Origin of the sequence: Streptomyces sp. SS1-1 (genome assembly GCF_008973465.1) — a bacterium.
Taxonomy (GTDB): Bacteria; Actinomycetota; Actinomycetes; order Streptomycetales; family Streptomycetaceae; genus Streptomyces.
In genome coordinates, this window is the sequence record NZ_WBXN01000004.1 from 6,097,238 (window position 1) to 6,122,190 (window position 24,953).

Sequence of the window (24,953 nt, forward strand, 5' to 3'; positions counted from 1 at the left end):
GCACCCGGACCGACCGGGGCATCGGCGGGCCGGCCGTTCGCGTCCGGTCAGCTGATGCCCTGCCGGTCCGGGCGCAGCGCGAACGCGCGGTCGGAGGCGTTCGGGACGGTCTCCTCGACCGCCTGCCGCAGCAGCTCGCGATGCCGCAGCAGCGGCTCGCGCCGTTCGGCCGGAGCGAGCAGCAGCAGATCGTCCAGCCCCGCCAGCAGCCGCCGGGTCACCTGCGGACTGTCGGCGCCGCATCCCCGAACCTCGCTGAACCCGAGATCCACCAGCTCGGTCCACCCCGGCACCGGCAGCACCAGACGCACGGCGCCGCCCCGGTCCCGGTGCACGGCCTCGTCCAGTGGACGCCGGGACAGGGCCGCTAGGAACTGCACGATCCGGTCCAGGGCCTGCACGGCCGTCGTCGGGTCGTTGACCGCCGAGGACAGGGCGCGCAGCGCGATGTCGGACAGCTGCCGCAGCCCGAACCCGAGGTCCTGGTGGAACGTCCGCTCCACACCGACGGACGTGGTGCGGCGCAGCGCGCCCACCGGCGGAGCCGCCCCGCCGTGCACGGCGAACAGCGGAGTGCCCGGCACCACGAAGTCCCCGATGCGCGGGACGAGCCGCAGCACGACCCCGTGCCGGCGGGCCACCCGCACCAGCCGCGCGATGTGCACGTCCCGCAGCACCCCGGCCGGCCCGTCGTGCGGCACCCACGCCGTCGGCGACCCGAGCTCGGACACCCCCGGCCCGCTCGCGGAGGACGGCATCGCCGCCACCATCCGGAACGACTCCGCGGCGATCCGCGCGATCACATGACTGATCCGCATGAGCCGCAGCGTGCCGTTCACGTACAGCACGAACAGCAGCAGGCTCAGCGCCACCATGAACAGCGTGAGCACCGACTGCACGAGCGGCAGCGTCGTCACCTTCCGCGGATCGTCGGTGGTGTCGAACGAGGTCAGCACCAGCAGGCTCAGCACGAAGGTGGCCAGGAAGACGGCGAACGTCGCCTTGGTGATCCGGCTGCGCACGAAGAGCCGTACGACCCGCGGGGTGAACTGCCCGCTCGCCATCTGGACGGCCACCAGCGAGATGCTGAAGACCACCCCGATGAACGTCATCATGGCCGACCCGACCGCGTTCACGACGGTCTTGGCGTCCTCCGCGAACCGCAGCAGATCCTCGAGAGTCCCGTAGTCGCCGTCCTCCCGCAGCGCGTCCACGATCGCCGTGTCGAGCGCCTGCGCGGCCAGCCAGACGAGGAAGACGATCACCATCGCGGCCGTCGGCGCGAACCAGAAGGTGTCCCGAAGATGCTCCCGGAAGGGCGACAGCGCCCGCGGGCGACGCCGCCCCGCGGCCGGGCTCCGCGTAACCAGCCAGTCACTCATGGTGCGACCCTAGGCGCGCGGGCCCGCGAGGTCCGGGACCCCCGCCCGGCGGAAGGAAACGCAGGTGAAAGGCACTCCGAAAGCTTGGTATTGTTGTCCATGTCGCCGACGGGACACCCCGGCGCGGCGGCGCACACCTAGTCCGGGTGGCGGAATGGCAGACGCGCTAGCTTGAGGTGCTAGTGCCCTTTATCGGGCGTGGGGGTTCAAGTCCCCCCTCGGACACACAGCACGACGGATTACCGGTCGAGTCAACTGACTCACCGGTAATTCGTCGTTTCGGGGGTTTCCCCGTCGTGTTCGGCTTCGTCCGCGATCAGCACCGGACTCACCAGGCGGAGCCCGCCGTATGACCACCACGGGGGCCCTCGGCGGATCGGCCGCGGTCGGCGACACGGTACGCGGCGTACGCGGGGTCACCCGCCCCTTCTCCGTGTACGCCGTCCTCGCCAACTCCCTCTTCCAGCGCGGCGTCTTCGTCCTCTACCTCCAGCAGCGCGGCTTCTCCGCCGGGCAGGTGGCCCTTCTCCAGACGTTGATCTACCTGGTCAGCGGGCTCGCGGAGTTGCCGACGGGTGTCATCTCCGACCGGATCGGCCGACGGGCGAGCATCGTGATCGGCCAGGTGCTGATCGCGGGAAGCCTGCTCGGCCAGGCGGCGTCCACCTCGTACTGGATGTTCGTGGCGTTGTTCATCGGCCACGGCGTGGGCATGGCGTGCGTGTCCGGTTCGGACACCGCCCTGCTGTATGACCTGCTCGTGCGGCGTGGGGTGACGGCCGGGTACGTCAGGATCAGGTCCCGGTTCACCATGCTCGGGACGGTGACGTCGGGTGTCGCCATCGTCCTCGGCGGCCAGCTGCAGCGGTTCTCCTGGGGGATCGTCTACGCCGGTTCGGCCTTGTGCCTCGTCCTGGCCGTACTGGTGCTGCTGGCTCGGGTGCCCGAGATCCGGGGCGCGGACGCGGTGGATGAGGCGGACGAGGGGGACGGTGCCGACAAGGCACCTCGCGACGCCACCGCGTGGCGGGCGCTGCTTCGCGTCGCGACGCCCGCGCTCGTCACGCTCGCCGTGGTGTCCGGGCTGATGCACGCGACGCTGACGCCGTACATCATCTTCACGCAGAAGACCCTCGCCGATCAGGGCGCGGGCGCGGGGCTGGTCGGTGTGGTCATAGCGGCGGGGTTCTTCGCCGGGGGACTCGTGCCCCTGCTGTCGGATCGCGTGCACCGGCGCTTCGGGTACCGGGTCGCCGTCCCGGTGTCCCTCCTGGCGCTCGCCGCGGCACTCGGGCTGAGCGGCCTCGGCCTGGTCCACGTCACCATCGCCGCGTTTCTCGTCCTCGTCGGCATTCCCGAGATCACCGCCGTGCTCGTGGACAACGTGCTCAACGAGGCCGTGCCGTCGCGCCACCGGGCGAGCCTGCTGTCGGTGATCGCCTTCGTGGAGTCGGTGCTCATCGGCACCGGCTATCTCGTCCTCGGCGCGCTCATGGACGGGATGGGTTCCGGGGTCGGCATGGCCGTCTATGCCGCCGTGCCCCTGCTGGGGTGTCTGCTGTGGCTTCCGGTGCTTCCCCGAGGGGCGGGGGTGGCCGTCGGCACCGAGAGCCCCGCCGGCCAGAAAACCTCCTGAAACCGGCGGACCCCCGTGCGTGCCGCTCGGGGCGGACAGGGCGCTACTTCTCCGGCTCCTCAACCCGCAGCATGTCGCCCCTCAAAGCCTTGTCCGTGGCCCGTCCTATGACGGCGGTCGATCCGGCGTCCACGGCGCCTCCGACGAATCCGCCCAGGATCGGGACGCCCTTGGCGAGTGTGATCGTGGCGCGCTTCGTTCCGTACTTCGCGACCAGGTGAGTGCCGGCCTTCTTGTTGATGGCCCGGATCATGGTGATCGGGATCTTCTTGATCATCTGCTCGCCGAGTTTCTGGCCGACCTTCACGCCGAAGGCCGCCAGGACACTCTGGGTGCTCATCCCGATCGCGAGCATCATCGCGACGGTCCGGGTGTGCGGATCACGGATGTCCCACCCCCGCAGGTGCGCGATGGCGCCGGCCATCCGCATGTTGACGGTGAGGGCCGCGGCCACGTTGGCGGGGAGTGTCACACCCGCGGTGATCAGCCCGCCGAGACCGGTGATGAACCCCTGAGTACCGGCCGCCGCCACGGACTCCTTGATGAGCCGGGCGACGACCGCGTCGATGTCGTCCTTCATGTCTTCCGGAGACCGGCGCTCTTCGTCGTCCGGTGCGCGGTAGGCGGCGCCCTGCCGTCGCGACAGACGCTCCTCGGCCCATGTGACCGACCCGGTGATCGGGCCGACGCCCTTCACCATCACCTTCTCCGCGAGATCGGCGACCCATCGCCCGGTCTTCTCGACGGCCCCCTCGTCGGGAGTCTTGCCGTCGGCCGCCTCGTCCGGAGTCTTGCCGTTGGCTCCTTCATCAGGAGTCTTCTCGTCGGCCCCCTCGTCGGGAGTCTTCTCGTCGGCCATCACGCACCACCCCTCCTGCGGCGCTCCCCATCGGAGCCCCGCACTGCTGCGAGCAGGGCGGAAGAGTCCGGTCAGACGTGCCGCGGACGCGCGCGGCCGTCTGAAGTCGTGCCCCCTGCTCCCACCCGCCCACGACTTCGCGTCACGGCTCCCCTCGCCGTGCCGCCCCTTACAAGCCGAAGCGGCTCCACCCTTCCATAGGTTGAAAGCGTCGTCAAACGGCTGTAGTTGGCTCGAAGTTGCCCACCGGTGGTGCCTGGGTCCGGTGACTAACCCGCGCCGCAACCGGCCTCCACGAGGAAGGGACTTGGTTGCCCGGTCCACGAGACGTACAGGCCGTCCCGGGCCCGCGTGCAGGCGACGAACAGCAGGCAGCGTTCCGCCGCGAGGTCGGCTTCGTGCTGGAGGCGGTCGACGTTTTCCGGCGTGACCGCTGAAGGGTTCGGCAGGGCCGTGTCGTTGACGCCGACGACGGCGGCATAGCGGTACTCGAGCCCCTTGAAGGTGTGCATGGTGCCCACGTTCACAGCGTCGTCGGTGCGGGCCGCACCGGCTCGGACACGGCTGGCGGGGATGCCGGCCTTCACCAGCGCGTCCCTGACCTTCTCGCATGTCTTGTTGAAGCGTGCGCAGACCCCGATCTCGCCGTACGCCGCACCGCCGTCCACCCACTCCCGCACCTGCTCGACCAGGGCGTCGAGTTCGGCCTCCTCCGTAGCCGCCTCGTGGACGTACGGCCCGGAGCCGTGCAGGACGGAGCTGTACCCCACCAGGGTGTCGTGCCGCCCGCTGTCGGCCAGTTCGGCGAAGGGCCGGCCCAGAAGGAGACCTGTCGCCCAGCTGAGGATCTCATGCGTGGAACGGTAGTTCTTGCGCAGCTTCGTCGAACGGCCCGCGACGTTGATGCCGAGGGCCTTCAGCGACACCCGGTTGTCGTAGATCCGCTGGTGCGGGTCACCGGCGATGAACAGATCGTCCGGCCGTTTCGGGGCGGCCGCCCGCAGCATCCGCCACTGGACCGGGTGCAGGTCCTGCGCCTCGTCGACGACGATGTGCCGGTAGGACGGGCCCTGCCCGGCCAGCAGGTCGGTGGCCTCCGCGCAGGTGCCGAGATAGGTGCGAAGTCCGTCCTCGTCCAGCCGCCGGGTGAACTCCTCCACGGTCCGCCACACCAGCGGTCGCGCACCGGAGGACAGGGCGCTGCCGCGGCCCCGCCGCTCGCAGCTCTCGTAAACCTCCTGCGTACGGATGTCCTGGGCCAGGACGACGTGCTTGTACTCCTGGGCGAGGAACTGCGGGGTTCCGGAGAAGCCGGCGGCCGCCGCGGCCTGTTCCCACCGGGCGGTCTCCTCGTATCCGTTGAGCGGCCGGCGAGACGTGTTCACCACACGTCCGGCGAAGGCGTCGACCGTCATGACGTCGACCCGGTCGCGGAGGTCCGGGTCGTCGACGAGCAGGCCGAGCCCCTCGGTGAGAGCGTCCACGAGCGCGTTGGTGAACGTGGTCAGGAGAATGCGGTCGCCGTCGCGCAGGTGCCGCAGCAGGTGGCGCACCCGATGGAGGGCGACGACGGACTTGCCGGTGCCGGGACCCCCGGTCACCTGGGCGGGACCGGAGTACGACGGGCGGTAGGCCACCTTGTGCTGGGTCGGGTGCAGGAAGACGCGCCAGGCGGCGAAGGGCTTGTCCAGGATGTCGCGCATCTCGTCGGAGTCCGAGACGACCGCGATGCGGGCGCGGCTGCGGTGGATCGCGGTCTCGTAGTCCGACGCGTCGACGGGGGCCGCCGGCGCGTGGGCGAGCGCGACGGACACCACATCCCGCCAGACCTCCTCCACGGTGAACCCGGCCGCGAGGTACTCCAGCACCTCCCGCTGGTCCTGGGGGAAGTACGGAGCGAAGACCTCCAGCTGCTCCAGGTCGGTCAGCGCGCGGGCCTGCCGCAGCGTCGTACCGTCGATGCCGAGCGCCGCCATGTCCCCGTCGGAGACCTTCGCGAACAGCCGCCTGTCCGGCTCGGGCGCGATCCGCTCGTACGCGGGTGTCAGTTCCTCCAAGGAGGCGATGTCGCGGATCTCGACGGCACGGGTGACGGTGTTGATGCTCGACTTCTGCTTGACCGCCCAGGCGATGGCCTTGTCGTGCGGCATCACCCGCAGTAGTACGAACGTCTCACCGGACTCCGGCGCGAGGACTACGCCCCTGGTGCCCTGGTCGATCCGGATGGTGCGGATGTGCGGGTCACGCGCCTGCTTCAACGACTCCAGCTTCAGGCCGGGATCCTTGAACAACTGGTCCAGCGTGAGCCGCTCGAACTTCTCCCACGCTGAGAACACCCCTTCCCGCACGGTCCCTTGAAGCTTGCCGAGCTGAGCACAGAAGCCGATGTCGAAGGCGAGGCGGGGCATGAGGCGGTTCTCTCCTGGGTGACAGTGACCGGGGTCAAGAAGGCCGGCGGGGGCGGACCGATGTCGCGGACCGGGCTCAGCCCGTCGTGCCGTCGAGGTCGAGGCGCAGGACGGCAAGGGCTTCGGCGACCTCCAGCGTCATCTCGTCCTCGGGGCCGTAGACCAGGTTCAGGTCGTCGTGGAGGGGTTCGAGGAGGGCGCGGGCCTCGTCGGCGCGGCCTTGGGCGAGGAGCAGCATGCCGATGTCCCGGCGCAGGACGACGGCGTCCTCGCTGGCGTCGCTGTCCACGTTCCGCACGACACCGAGGACGCTCTCCAGCGTGGCGAGGGCCTCGGTGACCTGGCCGAGTTCGGCGCGGCAGCGGGCGGCCTGGGCGCGGCAGTCCAGTGCGGCCCGGCTGGTGGGCCCGTTGATACGGCCGTACGCCTCCGCCAGCGTCTCGAACTCGGGCAGTGCCGCCCGGAAGTCGCCGCCGAGCAGCCGGGCGCCGGCCCGCCGCGCGCGCAGGGCCAGCACGACCTTGTTCTCGGCGCCCAGGGCCTGTGCGGCGGGCTCGACGATCTCGCCCGCGACCTCGGCGGCCTGCGAGAAGCGCTCCTCCTCCACGAGTGCGTCGTAGTGCTCGCGTGCCTCACGGATCTGCGCGCGCAACGTCTCGGACAGGGGCGCGGCGGCAGGTTCGGGCGAGGCCTCGGCCACTGCTGGGCCCGGCGTGCCCGCCGATCGGCCGCGGCTGCGGGGCGCGTAGGGGCGGCGGAACACCCCGGTCGGGTCCGGCGTGCCGGGCGGCACCGCCTCGTGCGGGGCGGCCTCCTCGCCCGCCGCCGGCAGGAAGGGCCGCAGCCGCTCGTACACCTCCTGCACGTCCGCGGGCCGGGCCTCCGGGGCCTTGCGCAGCAGGTGCAGGACGAGTTCCTCCAGCTCGACCGGTACGTCGGCCCGCAGCTGCCGCAGCGGCGCCGGCGGCGCGTTGACGTGCTGGAACATCACCAGGTACTCACTGTCCGCGCTGAACAGCGCTCGTCCGCTGAGCAGTTCGTGCAGAACGCAGCCCAGCGCGTACAGGTCGGCCTTCGGGGTCACCTGTCCGCCGCGGACCTGCTCCGGCGACATGTACTGGTAGGTGCCGACGGGGCTGCCGGTAGCGGTCAGCTTGGTGACGTCGGTCCGCAGGATGGCGGCGATGCCGAAGTCCAGCACCTTCACCGTCCCGTCGTGGGCGACGAGGATGTTGCCCGGCTTCAGGTCGCGGTGGATGACGGGCACCTCGTGCGCGTACGAGAGCACCGTGGCGACCTGCGCGGCGACGGCCACCGCCCAGCCGATGGGCAGCGACCGGTCCGGCTGGACGAGGTGGCTGAGCGGCACACCCTCGACCAGTTCCATCACCAGGAACAGCCGGTCATAGGAGTCCTCGTCGAGCACCGCGTCGTACACCTGCGGGACGCCCGGGTGCTGGATGCGGGCCGTGATCCGTGCCTCGCGCCGGAACCGCTTCGCCAGTTCCTCGGCGAGCTGCGGGGTGGCGGCGGCCTGCCCCCGGATCACCTTCACGGCGACCGGTCGGTCCAGTACGGCGTCGTAGCCGCGCCAGACCTCGCCCATCCCGCCGTGGTTGAGCTGCTCCAGCAGTTCGTAACGCCCCGCGACCGGTTTCTGCGGCACCCCTGCCCCCGTCGAGTCACCTCGCCGGCGAGCGATGGATCGGCGCCGGTCCGACTGGTCGGGCACCAGTGTCGTCGCTGCGGGAACGCCAGTCCAGCCGAGATGCCCCAGCGGCCACCGAAGGGTGATCAGAAGTGACCGGCAGAGTCCTGCCCGGGAGGCGGGGAGGCCCGCAGGGACCCCGTTACGGACCGTCGCGCCGCCGCCGACCCGGGGAGGCGGGCGAGCGTCCGGGGCATGGAGGGGGAGATGGGTGCCGGTGACAGTGTGGGCGCGATAAGGGCGAAACTCGCGGGGAGGGCGAGCCGCGCCCACACCGTCTTGCCCGGCCCGCCCTCCGCGCGCGGGCACCAGCCCCAACCGTCCGCGAGGGCCGCGACGAGCAGCAGGCCTCTGCCTCCGTCCCGGTCGTCCTCCGGAACCTCATCGGGGCCACCCAGCACTTCGGGCAGTGCGCTCAGAACGGGGAGACGCTCGGCGCGTGTGTCGGAGACCTCCACCAGCACGGTCGTATCCCGTCCCAGGAGTCGCAGCCTGAAGTCACGGCCGGGCACATGGCCGTGCCGGACGGCGTTGGCGCAGAGCTCGGCGACGACGAGCGTGGCGGCCTCGTGCGGATCGCTGCCGTACGGAACACCCCACGCGTCGAGCCGCGCCCCGCACAAGTGCCGGGCGAGCCGGGCGCCGCGCCGGGTGGAGGAGAAGTCCATCGCGAAATGGTGGGTGGGGGAGCGGAGTTCGGGGCGGGCGAACGAGGGGTGAGCCGTGGCGTCCGGGTCGGTGGTCATGACTCGTACGCTGCTCGCCGCTCACCCTCCGCGTATAGAGGTGACGTGCCGTCACCGGCTCGTTGTACGCGCGGCGGCGACGCCTGTACGTGGGCTTGCCGGCGTCCAGGCGGCAGCGGAGAACAGCGCTCTTCTCGGTGCCGTCCTTTGGGCCGCCCGGTCGGGCGCATATGCCGCTGTTCCGGGAGTAACCAGGCGACCGGACTGCTAGCTTCGGGCGATCGGTCAGCTACGTTCTGGTGACGGAGTCGCCAGGACCGAACGAACGGGCACAACGACGGTGCACATCTCACAGGTTCTGGACAAGGTCGAGGCCGGGGACATCGCGCTCCCCGAGTTCCAGCGCGGCTACGTCTGGACACGGGACCAGGTACGCGGCTTCTTCCAGTCCCTGTACCGGGGTTACCCGATCGGGGGTTTCCTGACGTGGAGCACCAAGGCGGAGGGCGTCCAGACCCGTGGCGGCGACTCCGGCCGTGACGGCACGATCCACCTCCTCCTGGACGGCCAGCAGCGCGTGACCACGCTGTACGGCGTCACCCGCGGCCGGCCCCCGGAGTTCTTCGAGGGCAACGCCTCCGCCCTCACCGGCCTCCACTTCCACCTGGATACGGAGGCTTTCGAGTTCTACGCCCCGGCCAAGATGAAGGACAACCCGGTGTGGGTGGACGTCACGGCGCTCTTCCTCAACGGGCTGGGCAGCCAGCTCCTCGCCGTGACCGAACTCGCCAGCGGTGACGCGGGCCGTCAGGCCGTCTACATCGAGCGCCTGAACCGCATCACCCAGATCAAGGACCGCAACGTCCACATCGACGAGGTGACCGGCGAGGACAAGACCATCGACGTGGTGGTGCAGATCTTCAACCGGGTCAACTCGGGCGGTACGAAGCTCACCAAGGGTGATCTGGCGCTGGCCACCATCTGCGCCTCCTGGCCGGCCGCTCGCCCCACCATGAACAAGGCCCTGGACGAGTGGACCGCCGCGGGGTTCGGATTCAAGCTCGACTGGCTCCTGCGCAACGTCAACGCCGTCCTGACCGGTGAGGCACAGTTCTCCAAGCTCGCCGACGTTGACGTCTCCGCCTTCCGGTCCGGCCTCTCCGAGACCATCGACGCCGTCTCGTACCTGCTCAACGCCCTCGGCGGCCGCTTGGGGCTCGACCACGGCTCGGTGCTGAACGGCCGCGTGGCCTTCCCGGTCATGAGCCGGCTGCTGCACCACCACGGCGGCAGGTTCCCCGACGCCATGACACGCGACCGCCTCTTCTACTGGTACGTGCACAGTTCCCTCTGGGGCCGCCACACGGGAGCCACCGAGACCTACCTGAACCAGGACCTCCAGGCCGTCGACGAGGGCGGCGTGAACCAGTTGATCAGCGTGCTGCGGCGCAGCCGGGGTGGCCGACTCGTGGTCGAGCCCGACGACTTCGTCGGCTCCAGCATGGGTTCGCGGTTCTACCCGCTGCTCTACATGCTCACCCGCGTCCACAGCGCGCAGGACTTCGTCAGCGGCGTCCCACTGCGGGCGGGGATGCTGGGGCGGCTCAGCTCGCTCCAGGTCCACCACATCTTCCCCAAGGCCCTGCTCTACAAGCACGACTACAGCCGCGCCGACGTCAACGCCGTCGCCAACTTCTGTTTCCTCACCCAGGACACCAACCTGAAGATCGGGGCGAGGGAACCGATGGAGTACCTGGAGGAGATCGAGTCGCGTATGCCCGGGGCGCTGGCCAGCCAGTGGATCCCGATGGACCGGGACCTGTGGCAGGTGTCCGCCTACCACGACTTCCTCGCCGCCCGCCGTGAACTCCTCGCCCGTGCGGCCAACGACTTCCTCCAGGGCCTCCACGACGGGCCGTACCCGGCGGCGGTCGCGGACTCCCGCCCCGGTCCGGGTGCGGCTCCGTCCGTGGTCGCCCTGTCCGGCACGGCACGCGCCGACGCGGCTGAGGAGATCCCCGGCCTGGGCGCGCTCCTGGCCGAGGCCAGTGAGGCGGACCTCGCGGCACCCGAGCTGGACAGCGAGGTCAGCGACCCGGCCACCGGGGCCGCGATCGTGGTCGCTGCCGCGTACTGGCCGCAGGGGCTCCGCGCGGAGGGCGGGATGCCGGTCGTTCTCGCGCCGGACATGACCGAGGAGGAGCAGGCGGCCCTGGAGGCGGGTGACTACCGCATCTTCCACAGCACGGACGCGCTGCGGGCCCATATCCGGAACTTGCGTGCCGAGGACTGAGCGGCGAGCTGGGAGCGACGCGATGAGCAACGACGACGGGGTGGCACAGCGTCCGGAGGACGAACCGGGGACGGGCGTCGTCGCGGCCTTCGGCAAGCAGCTGAAGCTGCTGCGGGTCCGCGCGGGGCTCGACCGGGCGGAGTTCGGAAAGCGGGTCGGGTACGCGGCGGAGTCCATCGCGTCCATTGAGCAGGGGCGCCGGATTCCGCAGCCGCGGTTGGTGGAGCGGGCGGATGAGGTGTTGGGGGCGGGGGGCGTGCTGGTCGCGCTGAAGGACGAGTTGGCGCGGGCGCGCTATCCCGCCTTCTTCCGTGACGCGGCGAGGCTTGAGGCGCGGGCGAGGACCCTGGACGTGTACGCGGTGTACGCCGTGCCGGGACTGTTGCAGACAGAGGACTACGCGCGGGCAGTGTTCCGCATGCAACGCCCACTCCTGGAGGACGATGTGATCGAGCAGCGTCTTGAAGCGCGATTGGCTCGGAAGGAGATCTTCAACCGGCGACCGGCTCCGTTGGTGAGCTTCGTCATCGAGGAAGTGGTGCTCCGTCGGCCCTTCGGTGGCCGCAAGGTCATTCGTGGCACGCTGGAACAGATCTTGCTCACGGGCCAGTTGCGCAACGTCGAAGTGCAGGTCATGCCCATCGATCGGGAGGACAACGCCGCGTTGGGTGCTCCCTTCACCCTGATCGACACGGACCAGGACCAGCGCATCGCCTATGCGGAAGCACAGGACGACAGCCGCCTGTATACCGATGCCTCCTACGTCCGTACGCTCGAAGCCCGTTATGGGATCCTCCGATCACAGGCGTTGACACCGAGTGAGTCGTCGGCGTTCATCGAGGAATTGATGGGAGAAGGATGAGCGTGCAGCGCACCAGGGCGGCTGTACCGGAAGCCGCTTGGTTCAAAAGCAGCTACAGCACGGGGAACGGCGGCGAGTGCCTTGAGGTGGCTCCGTCGTCCGACGCCGTTCTGATCCGTGACTCGAAGCGGGTCACCGGCCCCGTGCTCGCTGTCGGGGCCGAGGCATGGTCGGCGTTCATCGCGGCGGCCGGTGCCCGCTGACATACCGAAGAGGGGCCGACCGTCATGCGGTCGGCCCCTCTTCATGGCTCGGGACTACAGGTCGTCCAAACCTTCCTCGTTGCGGATCATGCGCCAGGCCGCGCGGCGGGCGCTGCGGTCCAGGTTGGACTTGAAGCTGCGGTCGGCGCCGAAGTAGCGCTTGCCGAGGGTGTCGATGGTGGACACGTGGTCCATCATGTTTTCCTCGAACTTCTTGTCGAAGACGATGCCGAAGTTCTCCTCGTCGTTGACGAGGGCGGCGGCCCGCACCTTCGGGTCCTTCTTGGTCGCGTTGAAGGCCGGGAGAACATCCTCCTCGGTGAACTCCGTTCCGAACTTCGCGTTGAACTTCTCGATCAGCTCGGACAGCAGTGACTTCTCGGCGTCCTTGCCGCCGCCGACACCGTCACCGAACCCCTTGAGCTCGGCGGGGCCTTCGGGCGTGAGGGACACGTCGTGCTCGCCGGTCTTCTCCACGCGCAGGTGACTGAGGTCGACCTCTCCTATGTCGACGCCGCCGTCTGCCAGCCGCGGGAGGCGGTTGAGAAGGTGCCGGCCGTAGAGGTACAGCCGCTCCAGTTCGGCGTCCTGGTACGGGACGATCTGGGCCAGGAACCCGTACTTGCGCACGTAGTCATTGAGGTTCGCGCGGAACTCCTCGGCGGTCTCGACGTCGTCCTCCTCCTCGCTTTCCAGGAGGTGGGTGAAGCGGGTGACGGCGAGGGAGAGGAGCCGGTACAGCTCGGCGTGCAGCTTCTCCCACTTGGACTGGTTGCCGGCCGCCTTTGCCTCCGCCTCGATGTACGCGGCGACGAACTGGTCCATGTCCTGCTCCGAGATGATCGGCGCGGACATGACGCGGCTCTGGGCCGTGTAGAGGAGGTTCGGGTCGGAGGGGAGGGTGTGCGCCTCCTCGAAGTACGGGCGGAAGGCGTCCTGAATGTCCTCGGCCTCGTTCACGAAGTCCAGGACGGCCAGGTCGGCCTGGGACTTGCGCTCGGCGGTGCGGTTGAGGCGCGAGAGGGTCTGCACGGCGGCGATGCCGGTCAGCGTCTTGTTCACGTACATCGTCGTCAGGAGCGGCTGGTCGAAGCCCGTCTGGTATTTCTCGGCGACGACGAGAATGCGGTACTCCTGCTGCCCCTTGCCGCCGGCCTTCGCTGCCTTGTCGTCGGCGCGGGTGTAGGCGAACGCCTTCGGCAGCGCCGCTTCCGAGAGGCCGCCGTTCTCCTTGACCTCGGTGGTCTCCTCGCCGTCGAGGGTGAGGGAACCGGAGATCGCGACCAGGACGCCGAGGTCCGGGTACTTGGTGTCGTACCCGACGTCGGCGATGTAGCTGCGGATGGCCCGCGCCATTTCGACGGCGGAGAGCCGCGACGCCGTGACCACCATCGCCTTGGCCCGCCCGCCGAGCCGCCCACGGGTGTGGCGGACGAAGTGCTCCACGATCACTTGGGCGTGCTGGGACACCGTGTGCTCGTGCATGAGCGCGAACCGGGCGAGGTGGCTGTTCGCCTTGGAGGGGTCCACCTCCTTCTCGTCGCGGTTCAAGTTCGCGAGCTTCCAGTACGTGTTGTACGTGACGTAGTTGCGCAGCGGATCGAGGATGAAGCCTTCCTCGATCGCCTGGCGCATGGAGTACGTGTGGAACGGGCGGTAGACGGCCTTGCCGTTCTCCACGCCCTCCGTGCCGAAGAGTTCGAGCGTCTTGGACTTGGGAGTGGCAGTGAACGCGAAGTAGGAGAGGTTCGCGGCGCGGGAACGCGACACGGCCTTCGCCTTCAACTGCTCGTCCACGGTGACCGTCGTCGCGCCCTCATCGTCCGAGTCAGCGTCCAGGCCGAGATCGCGCAGCGCGGACTTCACTGCGGTGGCCGCGTCGCCGGACTGCGAGGAGTGCGCCTCGTCCACGATGATCGCGAAGCGGGTGCCCTTGATCTCCGTGGGGTTGCGCTTGATGTAGTCCAGAAGCGCCGGGAACGAGTGCAGGGTGACCGTGACGATCTTTCCCGTGTCGCGGGAGAGGGCGCGGGCGAGCTGTTCGCTCTTGGCGCCGTGCTTCTCGTCGACCTTCACGACCAGGCCGTCCGTCTGCGAGAAGCTGCCTACGGTTGCGGAGAGCTGTGCGTCCAGGGCGCGGCGGTCGGTGATGACGATGACCTTGTCGAAGACGGGCTCACCCGGCTTGATGCGGCAGTCGGCCAGCGCCTCCGCGTTGAGGACGTGCGGGTCCATGCGGGCGTGCAGGTCGCTCAGGCGGTGGGCCAGCCAGCCGATCGTGTTCGACTTGCCCGAGCCGGCAGAGGCCATGATCAGGTAGTTCTGGCCGGCGCCGTGCACCGACGCGTGCGCGGTCAGCTTCTTGACCACGTCCCACTGGTGGAAACGAGGGAAGATCGTCGACTTGGTGGTGCCTCCGCCGGGCGTCTTGTGCTTCTGCTGGTGCACGAAACGCTGGAGCAGGTCGAGCCAGTTGTTGCGCTCCCATACCTGTTCCCATAGGTACGAGGTGGCGTACGTGCCGTGCGCCGTGGGTGCCGGGTTCCCGGCGCCGCCGGGCTGGCCGGGGCCGTTCGAGCCGGTGTTGAAGGGGAGGAACTGGGTGGCCTTGCCCCGGAGTTGAGTGGTGACGAATACGAGGTCCGGGTCCACGGCAAAGTTCGCGACGACCCGCCGCGTGAAGATCAACTCGGTCGGGTCGCGGTCGGTGCGGTACTGCTCCTTGGCCTGCTCTACGCCCTGGCCGGTGAGTGGGTTCTTCAGCTCGGCCGTGGCGATGGGGATGCCGTTTAGGAACAGGGTGAGGTCGAGTCGGTGTCCCCAGTCGGCCTGCTTGCTGGCATAGGGGAGTTCGCGGACCACGGTGAGACGGTTGGCCCGGTAGCCGTTAAGGACGGAGTCGGCGGAGATCAGGTTGGGCTTGAAGTAGGCGACACGGAGCCGGACTCCACGGTCTTTGACGCCGCTCCGGAGCACGTGAAGCAGCCCATCATCGGCGATGGCCCGGTCAAGCCGCTGCGCGAAGCCATGCTGCGCCTCGTTGGGGTTTCCGCCGTAGACGGTGAGCAGTTCGTCCCACTCGTCGGGCTGGGTGGCCCCGATGAAGGTGAACAACTCGTTGGTGTCGAGCCCGAGGTCGGGTCGGTAGTCCTCGGGGTTCGCCTCACGCCAGCCTCGCTCGCAGAGGGCAGCGACGATGGCAGACCCGAAGGAGGACTCGTCGTGCACGGGGCTCATACGGTCACTCCTTCGGTTACGTTGCGGCCGCTAGCGGTGGATACGTCGAACTGGCCGGTCACGGCGGCGGTGATTAGGGCTTTGCGGCGTTCTTTCAACAAGATCTGAGCACGCTCGATGCGACTGTTAGTTGCGTGGCGCCAAGAAGCTAGTTCGTCAGCTTGCTGAGAGGTGCGCTTCTGAAGATTGCGGGGGACAAGTGGAACAAGCTGCTTGTGTAGGTCGTTCCTGTTCACCCCGGGAACCGCCGCCCTAGCTTGCTCCATGTCATATGGGAGCGCGCGTAGAAGGTGATAGCAGTAGCGCTCGTCGTTTCCGCCGAAATTCTTGACATAGAGCGTGGTGTTGTGGGGCCAGTACGGCGTCTCTGCCCAATGGACGTTGCCGACTGAGCCGTACCGGCCAATTACGACGCCGGGTGCACCTGCGATTGCCGTGTCGTGTGAGCCCGAGGGGCCTGCTGTCGTGAATACAGGTACACTTCCCGGGCGTCGCTGTTTGTCAGAAAGGTCCACTCCTCGCTGTAGGTGTAGTACTCGAATGAGGGGCACCAAACGAGATTCCGGATGAGCCATTGCAAACCAAGGCAGGCCGGTCTCGATATGCCCATCTCCGAGTAGAGCGCCACCGACTGATAGTGGCAGGGCCGCTCTTTCGCGCTCGCTGACCAAGGTTCGCTGTTTGTCAAACTTGGAGATCAAGTGGTCGATGCGGGCGGTCTCGGCGTCGAGGAAGTCTGCGATGCTGCGCTGCTCATCCAGCGGCGGCAAGGGAACCGGCGCGTCGCCAAGCCGGTCCCGGTTGAGTTCGATCTGATTTGTTGCCCCGACCACGAGGGCTGCGTAGATATACTCCTGGAAAGGCTTTGAACCGAGCCAGTAGTAGGAGAAGCGAGCATCCAGCTCGTCGCGCTTTGCCCTCGCGATCGTGACGTGACTGTCCGCCATACATGGGAGTCCGTCAGGCGAACCAGTGAAGTAGCCGACGCGACCCAAAGTGCCTGTGCCTGTGGAGTTGATGAGCACGTCGCTAGGGTACAGGTAGCCCTTAAGGCTCTTTGGGTTTCCGTTGAAGTCATGGAAACGAGTGCGCCACCAGTCTAGACCGCTAGCTTGGTTCGAGGCCTGGCTGATGACTCTTACGGGACCAGCATCGACGTAGTCCGGAGCGGACCCACGATTCAACGCTGATGTCACGCGCTTTAGCGGAGCGGAAGACCAGGAGTCGGGGATGGTAACGTTCAACACAGAGCTCATTCCGTCACCTCTCCCAGCAGCCCTTGAATCTCCGCCTCCAGCGCCTTCAACTCCGCGTCGATCTCCGCCAAAGGCCGAGGCGGCTCATACACATAGAAGTGTCGAGTGAACGGAATCTCGTACCCGATCTTCGTCTTGCTGTGGTCGATCCACGCATCTGGCACATGCGGGCGGACCTCCCGCGCCAAGTACTCCTCGACGTCCTCGCCCAGCGGCACGTTCTCGTAGTCCCGCAGCTCCGCGTCCGGCTCAGGCTGCCCCTTGACGAGCTGCACCTCGCCCTCAGGGTCCCGTACCCCGACGACCTCCCGCAGCGCCTTGTTGAACGGCGCTCCCGTCGGCCACGTCCCGCAGGCCTGCACCACCGCATCCTTCAGCGCGAGCCAGGCCTCCTGCTTCGTACCCCAACTCGTTCCCATCAGCGACTTGAACGCATCCGCCAGGACAGAAGCCTGCGGCAGCTTCTGGATCGTCTTGGACGCCTCCAGCGCCGCCAGCGTCTCCTCCGTCACCTCGAACCGCAGCTTCAGCGGGCGCTCGACAGTGATCCGCTGATACCCGAAGTCCTCGTTCCGGAAGACCTTCACCTTCCCGTGCAACGGGTGCTCGGCGTCGCCCGCCACCGCCAGGGACTCGCCGTACAGCTTGACCACCGTGGCGATGTGCTCCTTACCCAGAGCCTTGCGCTTGTCGCCCAGCGACTTGCGCATCTTCTCCCACTGGTCGCGTGCGTCCAGCAGCACGACCTTGCCCTTGTGGTCGGGGCTCTTGCGGTTCGTGAGGATCCAGAAGTACGTGGAGATGCCGGTGTTGTAGAAGAGCTGGTCCGGCAGGGCCACGATGCCCTCCAGCCAGTCGTTCTCCAGGATCCAGCGGCGGATCTCCGACTCACCGGACCCGGCCGCGCCCGTGAAGAGGGGCGAACCGTTGAAGACGATCGCGATGCGCGAGCCGCCCCCGCCGTTCACGTCGACCGGCTTCATCTTCGAGACCATGTGCTGTAGGAACAGCAGCGAGCCGTCGTTGATGCGGGGCAGGCCCGCGCCGAAGCGGCCGGCATCCCCCAGCGACTTGTGCTCGTCCTCGACCGCCTCCTTGACCTTCTTCCACTCCACGCCGAACGGCGGGTTGGCCAGCATGTAGTCGAAGGTCTTGCGGGCGTGGCCGTCGTCGGAGAAGGAGTTGCCGAAGGCGATGTTCTCCGGGTCCTGGCCCTTGATCATGAGGTCGGACCGGCAGATCGCCCACGACTCGGGGTTCAGCTCCTGCCCGTACACCTCCACCGTCGCGTCCGGGTTCAGCTCGGTGATCAGGTCGTCCATCGCCGAAAGCATGCCGCCCGTGCCACAGGCCGGGTCCAGGACCGTGCGCACGGCGCCCGGGAGCTGGAGCGCGTCGCCGTCCGGGGCGACCAGCAGCCGCACCATGAGCTGGATGACCTCGCGCGGCGTGAAGTGCTCACCGGCCGTCTCGTTCGACTGCTCCGAGAAGCGGCGGATCAACTCCTCGAAGATGTAGCCCATGTTGTGGTTGGGCACGACCTCGGGGCGCAGGTCCAGGTCCGTGAACCGGCCCATGACCTTGTAGAGCAGGTCGGCGTCGTCGAGCTTCTTGATCTGCTGGGCGAAGTCGAAGCGCTCCAGCACCCCGCGCGCGTTGTCGGAGAACGCACCCACGTAGACGTGGAGGTTCTTCCCCGCGTTCTGCGGGTCGGCCGCGATCTTCTTCAGCGTCAGGCGGGACCGGTTGTAGAAGGAGTGGCCCGCGGCCCGGCGCAGGAAGCGGTCCGGGTCGATGCCGCTGTCCTTGTGCTGCTCGGCGATCTCCGCGACCTTGTCGCGCGTCGGCTCCAGGACGCACTCCAGGCGCCGCAGCACCGTGAACGGCAGGATGACCTTGCCGTAGTCGGACTGCTTGTAGTCCCCCCGCAGGAGGTCGGCGACGGACCACGCGTGGTTCGCCAACTCCGTGTGCTTGCTGCTGTTCAAGACTTCTTCCGTTTCCCTTCCGGGGCCGTACGGATGACTGTGGTGCGGCGGGCGCGGGACGCTGGGGCCTCGTCCGTCCGCGTATAAGTGGGGGTGTGGCCGGAGCCTAGGTGGGGTCCGGTACCAACTGGCCGCCCGCGAGCCCCCCGCTCACGAGCCGCGCCGTCTCCTCCGCCAAGTCCCTGGCGCGCCGCGCCTGTTCACGCAACGATTCAACGTGCCGGAAGGCTTCGCCGTACCGGCGCTGTTCCTCCAGCGGCAGCAACGGTACGCGCAGCCGGCCCGGTGTGAGGTGGAGTGTGGAACTGCCGGTCGACGCGCCGGCCAGGTTGGCCTCGGAGCTGAGGAAACCGAGGAGGAACCAAGGGTCCAGCCGCGCCGGGTCCGGACGGAACAGGTGAAGTCCGGTCCCCAGCAGAACACCGGCCTCGGCCTCGCCCGCCACCCGGGCCATGGGGCCGCTGCCGCCGACCAGGCTGCGGACCAGGACGTCGCCTTCGGCGATCTCCGGCATCTGCTCGGCCTGGAGTTCCAAGGAGAGTCCGGTCGGTCCCGTCCCGGCGTTGAAGTCACGGCCGGTCAGGACAGGGCGAGGGTCGCGGCTGTCGCCGCTGCCCGCATCCAGGGCACCCGCCTCGGCCGCCGCCCTCGGTGAGACCGGTACCGCGCGCAGTACCTTCAGCGCCCCGCCCCGGGCCAGGTCCGACACCGTCGCGGTGCGCCACTCGCGGGCCGAGGCCCCGGCCGCGTCCCACGCCGTCGTGCCGGCCAGTTCGGCCACCGTCCGCACCGCGGCCGACAGCCCTTCGCGAGCCGCCGCGGCCTCGCGGGCCAGGTCCTGCGGATCGATGTCCGACTGGGAGGCCCGCACCTGCCGGGCGGGTGTCACGTCCACGACCTCGTCGAGCAAGTCGACCACGCTCACCGCCCGTGCCACACCGGCCTGCGCCTCGAAGCCGTCCGGGTCCTCGGCATACGCCGTCCACGCGGAGAGGATCTGCTCGGTCACCCGTGCCCAGTCCACCGAACCCGAACGGGTTGCGCCCCGCCCCGGGGTTGACGGCTCGCCCACCGGGTCGACGAACAGCACGCTCTGGTAGGCCGGCCGCGTCGGCTCGGGGCGTTGCAGCACCCACACCTGCAGGCCGATGTGGAGCGGGACCGCCGCCCCCGGAGGCAGGGCGGCGACGGCACGCAGCGCGCCGCTCCGGATCAGTTCGGCGCGGATACGGCGGCCGGAGGAGCGGGACGCCGTAGCCGGCGGGAGGAGGAGTACGGCGTGGCCGCCCGGCTCGAGGTGGGACAGCGCGTGCTGGATCCAGGCCAGTTCCGACTCGGCGCGGGGCGGGAAGCCGTACGCCCAGCGCGAGTCATAGGCCAGTTCGTCGTGTCCCCAGTCCCGGTCGCCGTAGGGCGGGTTGCACAGGACGGCGTCGACCGTGAGGTCCGGGAACGCGTCGGCACGCAGACTGTCGCCCGTGCGCACGGTGACCTGTGCGCCCTCGCCCGCCGTCAAGGTCACGCCGACCGCGGTGCGACGCGCCTGGACCGGCACGCTGTCCTGCCCGTACAGCTCACGCGCGCCCCGTGCCGCCGCAGCCGTCAGCAGGGTGCCGCTGCCGCAGGCCGGATCGAGGACGCGGGCCGGGTCGGCCGGGACCAGGCCGGCCATCAGGTCGGCCAAGGGGGCGGGGGTTCGGTAGGCGCCGCTGGCAGCGCTGTCCTCCAGCTCCCGCTCGGCCAGTACACCGAGCGCCGCCTGCGCGCCTTCGTCGCGGACACAGAGCAGCAGAGCGCGCAGGACGGTGGTGTCGACGTCGGTGAACCGGACCGATTCCGTGTCCGAGACCACGTCCGCCACCCCGGCGGCAGCCTCGTTCGCCCGCTTCACCAGGTCGGCGTCGGTCGCCGCGAGCAGGTCCGTGAGCTCGTCGGCGGGACGGCGGGCCGCCGCCAGGACGAGGACGAGCAGGTCGGAGGCACCGGCTCCCGCCGGCTCGCGGAGACGCAGAGTGGTGCGCAACTCCCCGCTGGGCGTGGCCGCCGTGTGCTGTCCGCGGGAGGCGAGCCAGGCACGGACCTCTTCGAGGTCGTAGAGCGGGCTGCTGTCGGTGCCGCCCGAGGGCGCGGGGAAGTCGTCGTGCCGCCGGCGCCAGTTGCTGACGGTGGCGCGCGTGACGCCCGCGATGCGGGAGATCTCGGCGGCTGTCACCTGGGCGGAGGGTGTGGAGGGCTGCGGCATGGGTGAGGTCCTGGCTCCGATGGTCGGCGTGGTCACACCCTACAGCACCCGTCAACCCTGGCAAGTTGATGGACAATGCTTTCACGGTCATGCTTACATGGAATCGCTTCCGCCGGTGAGCAGTGCACCGGTGGTCCGACACAGCACGTACCTGGCCACAGCCATGTCTCGAGAGCCCGGCCCGCGTCTCAGCTCCACATCACGACACCTGCGAAGTCCGCGCCTCGCGGCTTGACGCCGGGCCATCGATCACCATCAGGGGGGACCCCATGCGCCTGACCATGCCGAGCGGCATCCCGGAAGGAATCCCGCTCACCGTCATGCCGTTCCGCGAGGACGCCGTCATCGGCACCATGTCCCTCGCCACGCTGGTGCGGCTCGTGCCGTCGCCGCGTCAGGAGGAGGACCCGCGCGTCCTCAAGGCCGCTTCCGGGCACGACCGGCGCCGCGCCGAACTGCGTGCGACCGTGCAGCGGACGCTGAAGTCCCAGAAGGGCAAGAACATCCCGGACTACGCCGAGTACATCGCCGCCGGCATCCTCGGCAAGCACGGCTCCGCCTGGTCCACGCCGCCCGTCACGCTCTGGCACCCGGGCGAGGTCGCCGCGATGAGCGACGAGCTGGTTCCCGGCTCCGGCCTGCGGACGCTGACGGTGGCTCCGGACGCCATGGTGATCGCCGTCGACGGCGAGACCCAGACCACCGCCTGGCACGACATCTACCGGGACCCGGAGGCCTTCGGCCTCAGCTACACCGAGCTCAACCAGCGCGTCCGCATCCCCTTCGAGCTCTACCTCGGGATCTCTGCGGCGGACGCCCGGCAGATCTTCTACGACCGCAACGTCAAGGGCGTCGACGTCGCCAAGAACCTGGCCATGTCCATGGATCAGCGGGACGTGGCCACCCGCCTCGCCTACGCCGTCGGCGAGACGCTCGAGGTCGAGTCGGACGGGCAGCGGATGCCGTTCGGCAAGCTGGTCAACGCGGGGAAGCGGCAACTCACCAAGTCCGACAAGGAGGTGGTGACCCTGTCCGCGCTGCGGGCACTGATCGTCACCACCGTCTTCGGCAGCAAGGGTGTCCACTACTCGGCGGCCAACGTCCACGAGGGAGACCTGCCGCCCAGCACCGACGCCGACGAGGTGGCGACGGTGGTCGCCCGCCTGGTGTCCCGGCTGATCGGGGACCACTTCCCGGACTTCGCCCGGCGCAGCGCCATCACCGCCCCGGCCGTGATGGCGGGCCTCGGCATCCTGCTTCACCGCGCCACCCCGTGGTGCGCCCCCGATGACGCGGTGAACTACGAGACGGTGGAGCACCTGCTCGCCGACGTCCGCTGGGAGCGCGAAGCCTGCTACTGGGAGGGCGTCTGCGCCACCGTGGGCTCCTCCGGTCGCCTCAACTTCAGCGGGGGTGTCAGGGACTCAGCCGGCCGCGTCGCCGGCGCGCTCCTCCGTCCGAGCAGCGAACTGGGTCAGAAGGTCCGCGGCGTACGTCCGTCAACAGCGCCATATCAGGGTCCTGTTGACGTGTAGATCCGTTCGGCCGAGCACCGCCCGCACGAGTCCCTTCACCTGGGCACGGCCCCTCGCTCCCGCGTATCCGGTGTCTCGGGGCCGTACCCGAAGGGCGGCCTCCGTCCGCCCTCTCCATACAGACAAGGAAAAGACCATGAACATCCCGAACATCGCCGTCGCGCCCCGCACACCGATCACGACGAGCCCGGCCCGCAGGCGCAAGCCCCTCCTGGCCGTGGCCGCGGCAGCCGCGGGCGTCCTCCTCACCGCCTGTTCCGGTATCGACGGCACCGAGACCGACTCCACGCCGAAGAGCGCCACGGTCAGTGCTTCGCAGGAGGACCAGACCGCCGAGAAGGAGGCGGCGTCGGACGCCGTGGACGACTCCGAGGGCGACACCTTCACCGTCGACCTCGACAAGACCGCCACGTGGAACAACGGCGTCAAGGCGCACCTGGGCAGCTTCGGCCGGGGTACCTCCGGCGAGTACGCCAGCCCATCCGGCAAGGCCTACCTGTCCTTCTCCGTCACGGTGGAGAACGGCTCCAAGTCCGCCCTCGACCTGAGCATGATCAGCCTGTCCTGCCCGGAGGGTGCCGAGGAGGTCTTCGACACGGACGCGGGGTTCGACGGTGCGCCGGACACGCACCTCCTGTCGGGCAAGTCCGGGACCTGGAAGGCGGCCTGCGTGTTCCCCAAGACCGCCAAGGACGCCCAGATCGAGATCACGCCGGCCGACACCTCGGGCTCCGGGTGGTACCGCACGGCCATCTTCACCGGCCAGGTGCGATAACCCGCGCCGCAGCGGCTTCCCCGACCTCCGACCCGCCTGAGAGGACACCGTCGTGATGGCAGAACACACCGAGCTGATCCGCCGGCTCGCCGACGACTTCACCGCCCTGGAGGAGGCCGTTCTCCGTCAGGCGAACGGGGTCTGCGCAGCGGAGACGGCGGCGGCTCTGGAGGATCCCGCGCTCGTCGGCCCCGTCACCGTCGTCCTCGCGCACGCCGACGTCCTCGCCCGCGGGGCCGTACGGCGGGCGGAGCTCGCGGTACAGCCTGCCGAGCGGCTGCGGCGCCTGCGTGCGCAGGCGCGCACGGTGCGACGGGCACGGTCGCGGGCGGAGGCCCGGTACAAGAAGGAGCGTGCCCGTCGGCTCGGCCGTCCGCGGCCGGTGGAGCCGCTGGAGCTGAGAGTCGTGCGCGTGGCCTTCCCCTCGTCGTTCCATGAGTTCCTGCGGCAGGAACTCCGTGGCAGGGGGCTGCCGGACGGCTCGCCGCACGCTCCGGAAAGCGACCTCGCCCGATGGGCCTGGGAGCGGGCGAGGGGCGGCGGGGAGGTGCCGGCGGCGGTACGCGAACTCCTGGACCGTGACGACGAGGCGTTCGTCCAGGCGCTCCTGCTCGACGCCAGGGAGGAGGAGAACCCGCTTCTCCCGCACGACGCGGTGGTCGAGCGGTGGAGCCGCCACAGCCGCACGGCATCCGCATGGGGACGCTACGCGATCGGGCAGGCGGAACGGGACGTGCTCGCCTGCCTCCCGACCGCTCGGCGTACACGACTTGACGCGCTGGACGATGCGTACCAGGACGCCGCGGTGCTCGCCGCTCGCTCGCGTGAAGCGCACCTTCGGGTGGCCGATCTCCATGAACGGATGCAGGCCTGTGTGGCGTCGGCACCCTTCGCGGAGGTCGTGGCCCACTGTCGTACCGGTGCGTTGGCGCGTTTCCGGGACGCCCAGCCCGAGGCCTGGCGGCGGGTTCGGGACCTCACCGCGAAGCACCAGGCGGACTGCTCCGAACAGGCCGACGGCTGCCGGCGTTGTCACGGGAGTCTCGCCCAGGTGATGGCCGACGAACTCACCGGCCGGGACGAGGGCGGGGAGGGCGAGTTCTCGGTGGCGTCGGCCTCGGCTCACGACGACCGGTACGCCCTGCTCGCCGACCTTCCCGACACCGCCGTCGTGGCCGTCGCCGACGCCGCCCTGGGGGAGGACTCCGCCGTGTGCGGCTACGGCTGGGCCTCGGAGACGGGGAGCACCGGGCACGGGGACTCCATGGCCGCGAGCAGCGGTGAAGCGGAGGTCATCGGTATCTGCGCCGCCGCTCTCAGCCTCCTCGAACACCACCAGGAAGCGCTGGTGGTCCTTCTGTGCGACAGCACCGAGGCCGTCGACGCGGTCGACTCCGCCCTGACGGCCGCCGATCCCGGCGCCGCCCACCGCACCCTTCTGTTCCCGGAGAGCCGGGAGCTGATGGCTCGCCTGGTGCGCCACCGTGACCGCGTCCAGGTGCGCTGGCTGAAGGGGCATGTCGGGCACGACCTCAACGAGATCGCGGATGCCTGCGCCCGTCTTGCCCTTCGCCGTGCCACGGGGCGCATTCCTGCCTCTATGGCAAGAAAGGAGGCGGCGCGGATTCTGCGCACGTTCGGTTCCGCGCAGCGCCAGTCGTCGTCCGCCGCATAAGTTCGCTATCCGGCACGGCGGTTGCCCCGAGTCATTGACGGACTTCCCGGAGGAAAGGCGTCCCGCGTTCATGTTCCTCGTCGCCCCGCGCACGCCACGGCAATGCCGACCCGTGTGCCCCGGCACGCTGCCTACCAGCACAACGATTGACGTACTCCATACTTCAACCACATCATCTACACAGGTAATCTTTGATTTCAGGGTGCAC

16 protein-coding genes and 1 tRNA gene are annotated in these 24,953 nt (G+C 69.2%); 8 read left to right on the forward strand and 9 right to left on the reverse strand.

The window, feature by feature from the left end:
- Positions 1-47: 47 nt before the first annotated feature.
- Positions 48-1,382, reverse strand: coding sequence for a DUF2254 domain-containing protein (locus F8R89_RS29250; RefSeq protein ID WP_151786751.1), 1,335 nt, complete (start codon positions 1,380-1,382; stop codon positions 48-50).
- A 140-nt stretch (positions 1,383-1,522) separates the two neighbouring features.
- Here F8R89_RS29250 and F8R89_RS29255 point away from each other — a divergent pair.
- Both F8R89_RS29255 and F8R89_RS29260 read left to right on the forward strand, forming a co-directional pair.
- Positions 1,523-1,607: transfer RNA gene (locus tag F8R89_RS29255), tRNA-Leu, on the forward strand.
- A gap of 124 nt (positions 1,608-1,731) precedes the next feature.
- The gene (locus F8R89_RS29260; protein ID WP_151786752.1) at positions 1,732-3,018 is read left to right on the forward strand and encodes an MFS transporter; all 1,287 of its coding nucleotides are present in this window, start codon (positions 1,732-1,734) and stop codon (positions 3,016-3,018) included.
- 43 nt (positions 3,019-3,061) lie between these two features.
- On the opposite strand, the gene F8R89_RS29265 is transcribed toward F8R89_RS29260, so the two are convergent.
- The 4 genes from F8R89_RS29265 to F8R89_RS37380 all read right to left on the reverse strand — a co-directional run bounded on the left by F8R89_RS29265 (position 3,062) and on the right by F8R89_RS37380 (position 8,739).
- Positions 3,062-3,877: an EcsC family protein gene (locus F8R89_RS29265; protein WP_151786753.1), complete on the reverse strand. Its 816-nt coding sequence runs from the start codon at positions 3,875-3,877 to the stop codon at positions 3,062-3,064.
- 269 nt (positions 3,878-4,146) lie between these two features.
- Complete coding sequence (locus tag F8R89_RS29270; RefSeq protein ID WP_151786754.1) at positions 4,147-6,285, reverse strand: UvrD-helicase domain-containing protein; 2,139 nt, start codon at positions 6,283-6,285, stop codon at positions 4,147-4,149.
- Positions 6,286-6,361: 76 nt separating this feature from the next.
- The gene (locus tag F8R89_RS29275) at positions 6,362-7,891 is read right to left on the reverse strand and encodes a protein kinase domain-containing protein (RefSeq protein ID WP_413251300.1); all 1,530 of its coding nucleotides are present in this window, start codon (positions 7,889-7,891) and stop codon (positions 6,362-6,364) included.
- Between the two features lie 188 nt (positions 7,892-8,079).
- Entirely contained in the window at positions 8,080-8,739 is a 660-nt protein-coding gene (locus tag F8R89_RS37380; protein ID WP_151786756.1) for an ATP-binding protein, read from the reverse strand.
- Positions 8,740-9,019: 280 nt separating this feature from the next.
- Between F8R89_RS37380 and F8R89_RS29285 the strand changes: the two genes are divergently transcribed.
- The 3 genes from F8R89_RS29285 to F8R89_RS29295 are packed head-to-tail and all read left to right on the forward strand — an operon-like array spanning position 9,020 to position 12,037.
- A complete protein-coding gene (locus tag F8R89_RS29285; protein WP_151786757.1) occupies positions 9,020-10,972 on the forward strand; it encodes a DUF262 domain-containing protein in 1,953 nt (650 codons plus the stop codon).
- 22 nt (positions 10,973-10,994) lie between these two features.
- Positions 10,995-11,834 carry a helix-turn-helix domain-containing protein gene (locus F8R89_RS29290; RefSeq protein WP_151786758.1) on the forward strand — a complete coding sequence of 280 codons (840 nt, stop codon included), beginning with the start codon at positions 10,995-10,997 and terminating at the stop codon, positions 11,832-11,834.
- A complete protein-coding gene (locus F8R89_RS29295; protein WP_151786759.1) occupies positions 11,831-12,037 on the forward strand; it encodes a DUF397 domain-containing protein in 207 nt (68 codons plus the stop codon). The genes F8R89_RS29290 and F8R89_RS29295 overlap by 4 nt, the downstream gene beginning before the upstream one ends.
- A gap of 54 nt (positions 12,038-12,091) precedes the next feature.
- Here the strand turns inward: F8R89_RS29295 and F8R89_RS29300 are convergent, their stop codons facing one another.
- From F8R89_RS29300 to F8R89_RS29315, 4 genes are all read right to left on the reverse strand, one after another.
- Positions 12,092-15,274 (reverse strand): type I restriction endonuclease subunit R, encoded by a 3,183-nt coding sequence (locus F8R89_RS29300; RefSeq protein ID WP_151786760.1) that lies wholly within the window; start codon positions 15,272-15,274, stop codon positions 12,092-12,094.
- Complete coding sequence (locus tag F8R89_RS36930) at positions 15,271-16,530, reverse strand: restriction endonuclease subunit S (RefSeq protein ID WP_225994527.1); 1,260 nt, start codon at positions 16,528-16,530, stop codon at positions 15,271-15,273. Before F8R89_RS36930 ends, F8R89_RS29300 begins: the two co-directional genes overlap by 4 nt.
- On the reverse strand, positions 16,527-18,518 hold the full coding sequence (locus F8R89_RS29310) for a type I restriction-modification system subunit M (RefSeq protein WP_151786761.1): 1,992 nt from the start codon (positions 18,516-18,518) through the stop codon (positions 16,527-16,529). Before F8R89_RS29310 ends, F8R89_RS36930 begins: the two co-directional genes overlap by 4 nt.
- Before the next feature lie 106 nt (positions 18,519-18,624).
- Positions 18,625-20,760 (reverse strand): N-6 DNA methylase, encoded by a 2,136-nt coding sequence (locus tag F8R89_RS29315; protein WP_225994528.1) that lies wholly within the window; start codon positions 20,758-20,760, stop codon positions 18,625-18,627.
- A gap of 269 nt (positions 20,761-21,029) precedes the next feature.
- Here F8R89_RS29315 and F8R89_RS29320 point away from each other — a divergent pair, with 269 nt between their 5' ends.
- The 3 genes from F8R89_RS29320 (at position 21,030) to F8R89_RS29330 (ending at position 24,745) form a co-directional block, all read left to right on the forward strand.
- A complete protein-coding gene (locus tag F8R89_RS29320) occupies positions 21,030-22,295 on the forward strand; it encodes a DNA sulfur modification protein DndB (RefSeq protein WP_151786762.1) in 1,266 nt (421 codons plus the stop codon).
- 136 nt (positions 22,296-22,431) lie between these two features.
- Positions 22,432-23,070 carry a hypothetical protein gene (locus tag F8R89_RS29325; RefSeq protein WP_151786763.1) on the forward strand — a complete coding sequence of 213 codons (639 nt, stop codon included), beginning with the start codon at positions 22,432-22,434 and terminating at the stop codon, positions 23,068-23,070.
- A gap of 55 nt (positions 23,071-23,125) precedes the next feature.
- Positions 23,126-24,745, forward strand: coding sequence for an RNase H family protein (locus F8R89_RS29330; RefSeq protein ID WP_151786764.1), 1,620 nt, complete (start codon positions 23,126-23,128; stop codon positions 24,743-24,745).
- Positions 24,746-24,953 lie beyond the last annotated feature (208 nt).

Excerpts from the sequence above, each read along its gene's own strand:
- F8R89_RS29275 (WP_413251300.1), bottom strand. The coding sequence starts at position 7,891 with ATGGGCGAGGTCTGGCGCGGCTACGACGCCGTACTGGACCGACCGGTC.
- F8R89_RS29290 (WP_151786758.1), top strand. The coding sequence starts at position 10,995 with ATGAGCAACGACGACGGGGTGGCACAGCGTCCGGAGGACGAACCGGGG.
- F8R89_RS29250 (WP_151786751.1), bottom strand. The coding sequence starts at position 1,382 with ATGAGTGACTGGCTGGTTACGCGGAGCCCGGCCGCGGGGCGGCGTCGC.
- F8R89_RS29260 (WP_151786752.1), top strand. The coding sequence starts at position 1,732 with ATGACCACCACGGGGGCCCTCGGCGGATCGGCCGCGGTCGGCGACACG.
- F8R89_RS29265 (WP_151786753.1), bottom strand. The coding sequence starts at position 3,877 with ATGGCCGACGAGAAGACTCCCGACGAGGGGGCCGACGAGAAGACTCCT.
- F8R89_RS29315 (WP_225994528.1), bottom strand. The coding sequence starts at position 20,760 with ATGCCGCAGCCCTCCACACCCTCCGCCCAGGTGACAGCCGCCGAGATC.
- F8R89_RS29320 (WP_151786762.1), top strand. The coding sequence starts at position 21,030 with ATGCGCCTGACCATGCCGAGCGGCATCCCGGAAGGAATCCCGCTCACC.
- F8R89_RS29330 (WP_151786764.1), top strand. The coding sequence starts at position 23,126 with ATGGCAGAACACACCGAGCTGATCCGCCGGCTCGCCGACGACTTCACC.
- F8R89_RS36930 (WP_225994527.1), bottom strand. The coding sequence starts at position 16,530 with ATGAGCTCTGTGTTGAACGTTACCATCCCCGACTCCTGGTCTTCCGCT.
- F8R89_RS29270 (WP_151786754.1), bottom strand. The coding sequence starts at position 6,285 with ATGCCCCGCCTCGCCTTCGACATCGGCTTCTGTGCTCAGCTCGGCAAG.
- F8R89_RS29295 (WP_151786759.1), top strand. The coding sequence starts at position 11,831 with ATGAGCGTGCAGCGCACCAGGGCGGCTGTACCGGAAGCCGCTTGGTTC.
- F8R89_RS37380 (WP_151786756.1), bottom strand. The coding sequence starts at position 8,739 with ATGACCACCGACCCGGACGCCACGGCTCACCCCTCGTTCGCCCGCCCC.
- F8R89_RS29300 (WP_151786760.1), bottom strand. The coding sequence starts at position 15,274 with ATGAGCCCCGTGCACGACGAGTCCTCCTTCGGGTCTGCCATCGTCGCT.
- F8R89_RS29325 (WP_151786763.1), top strand. The coding sequence starts at position 22,432 with ATGAACATCCCGAACATCGCCGTCGCGCCCCGCACACCGATCACGACG.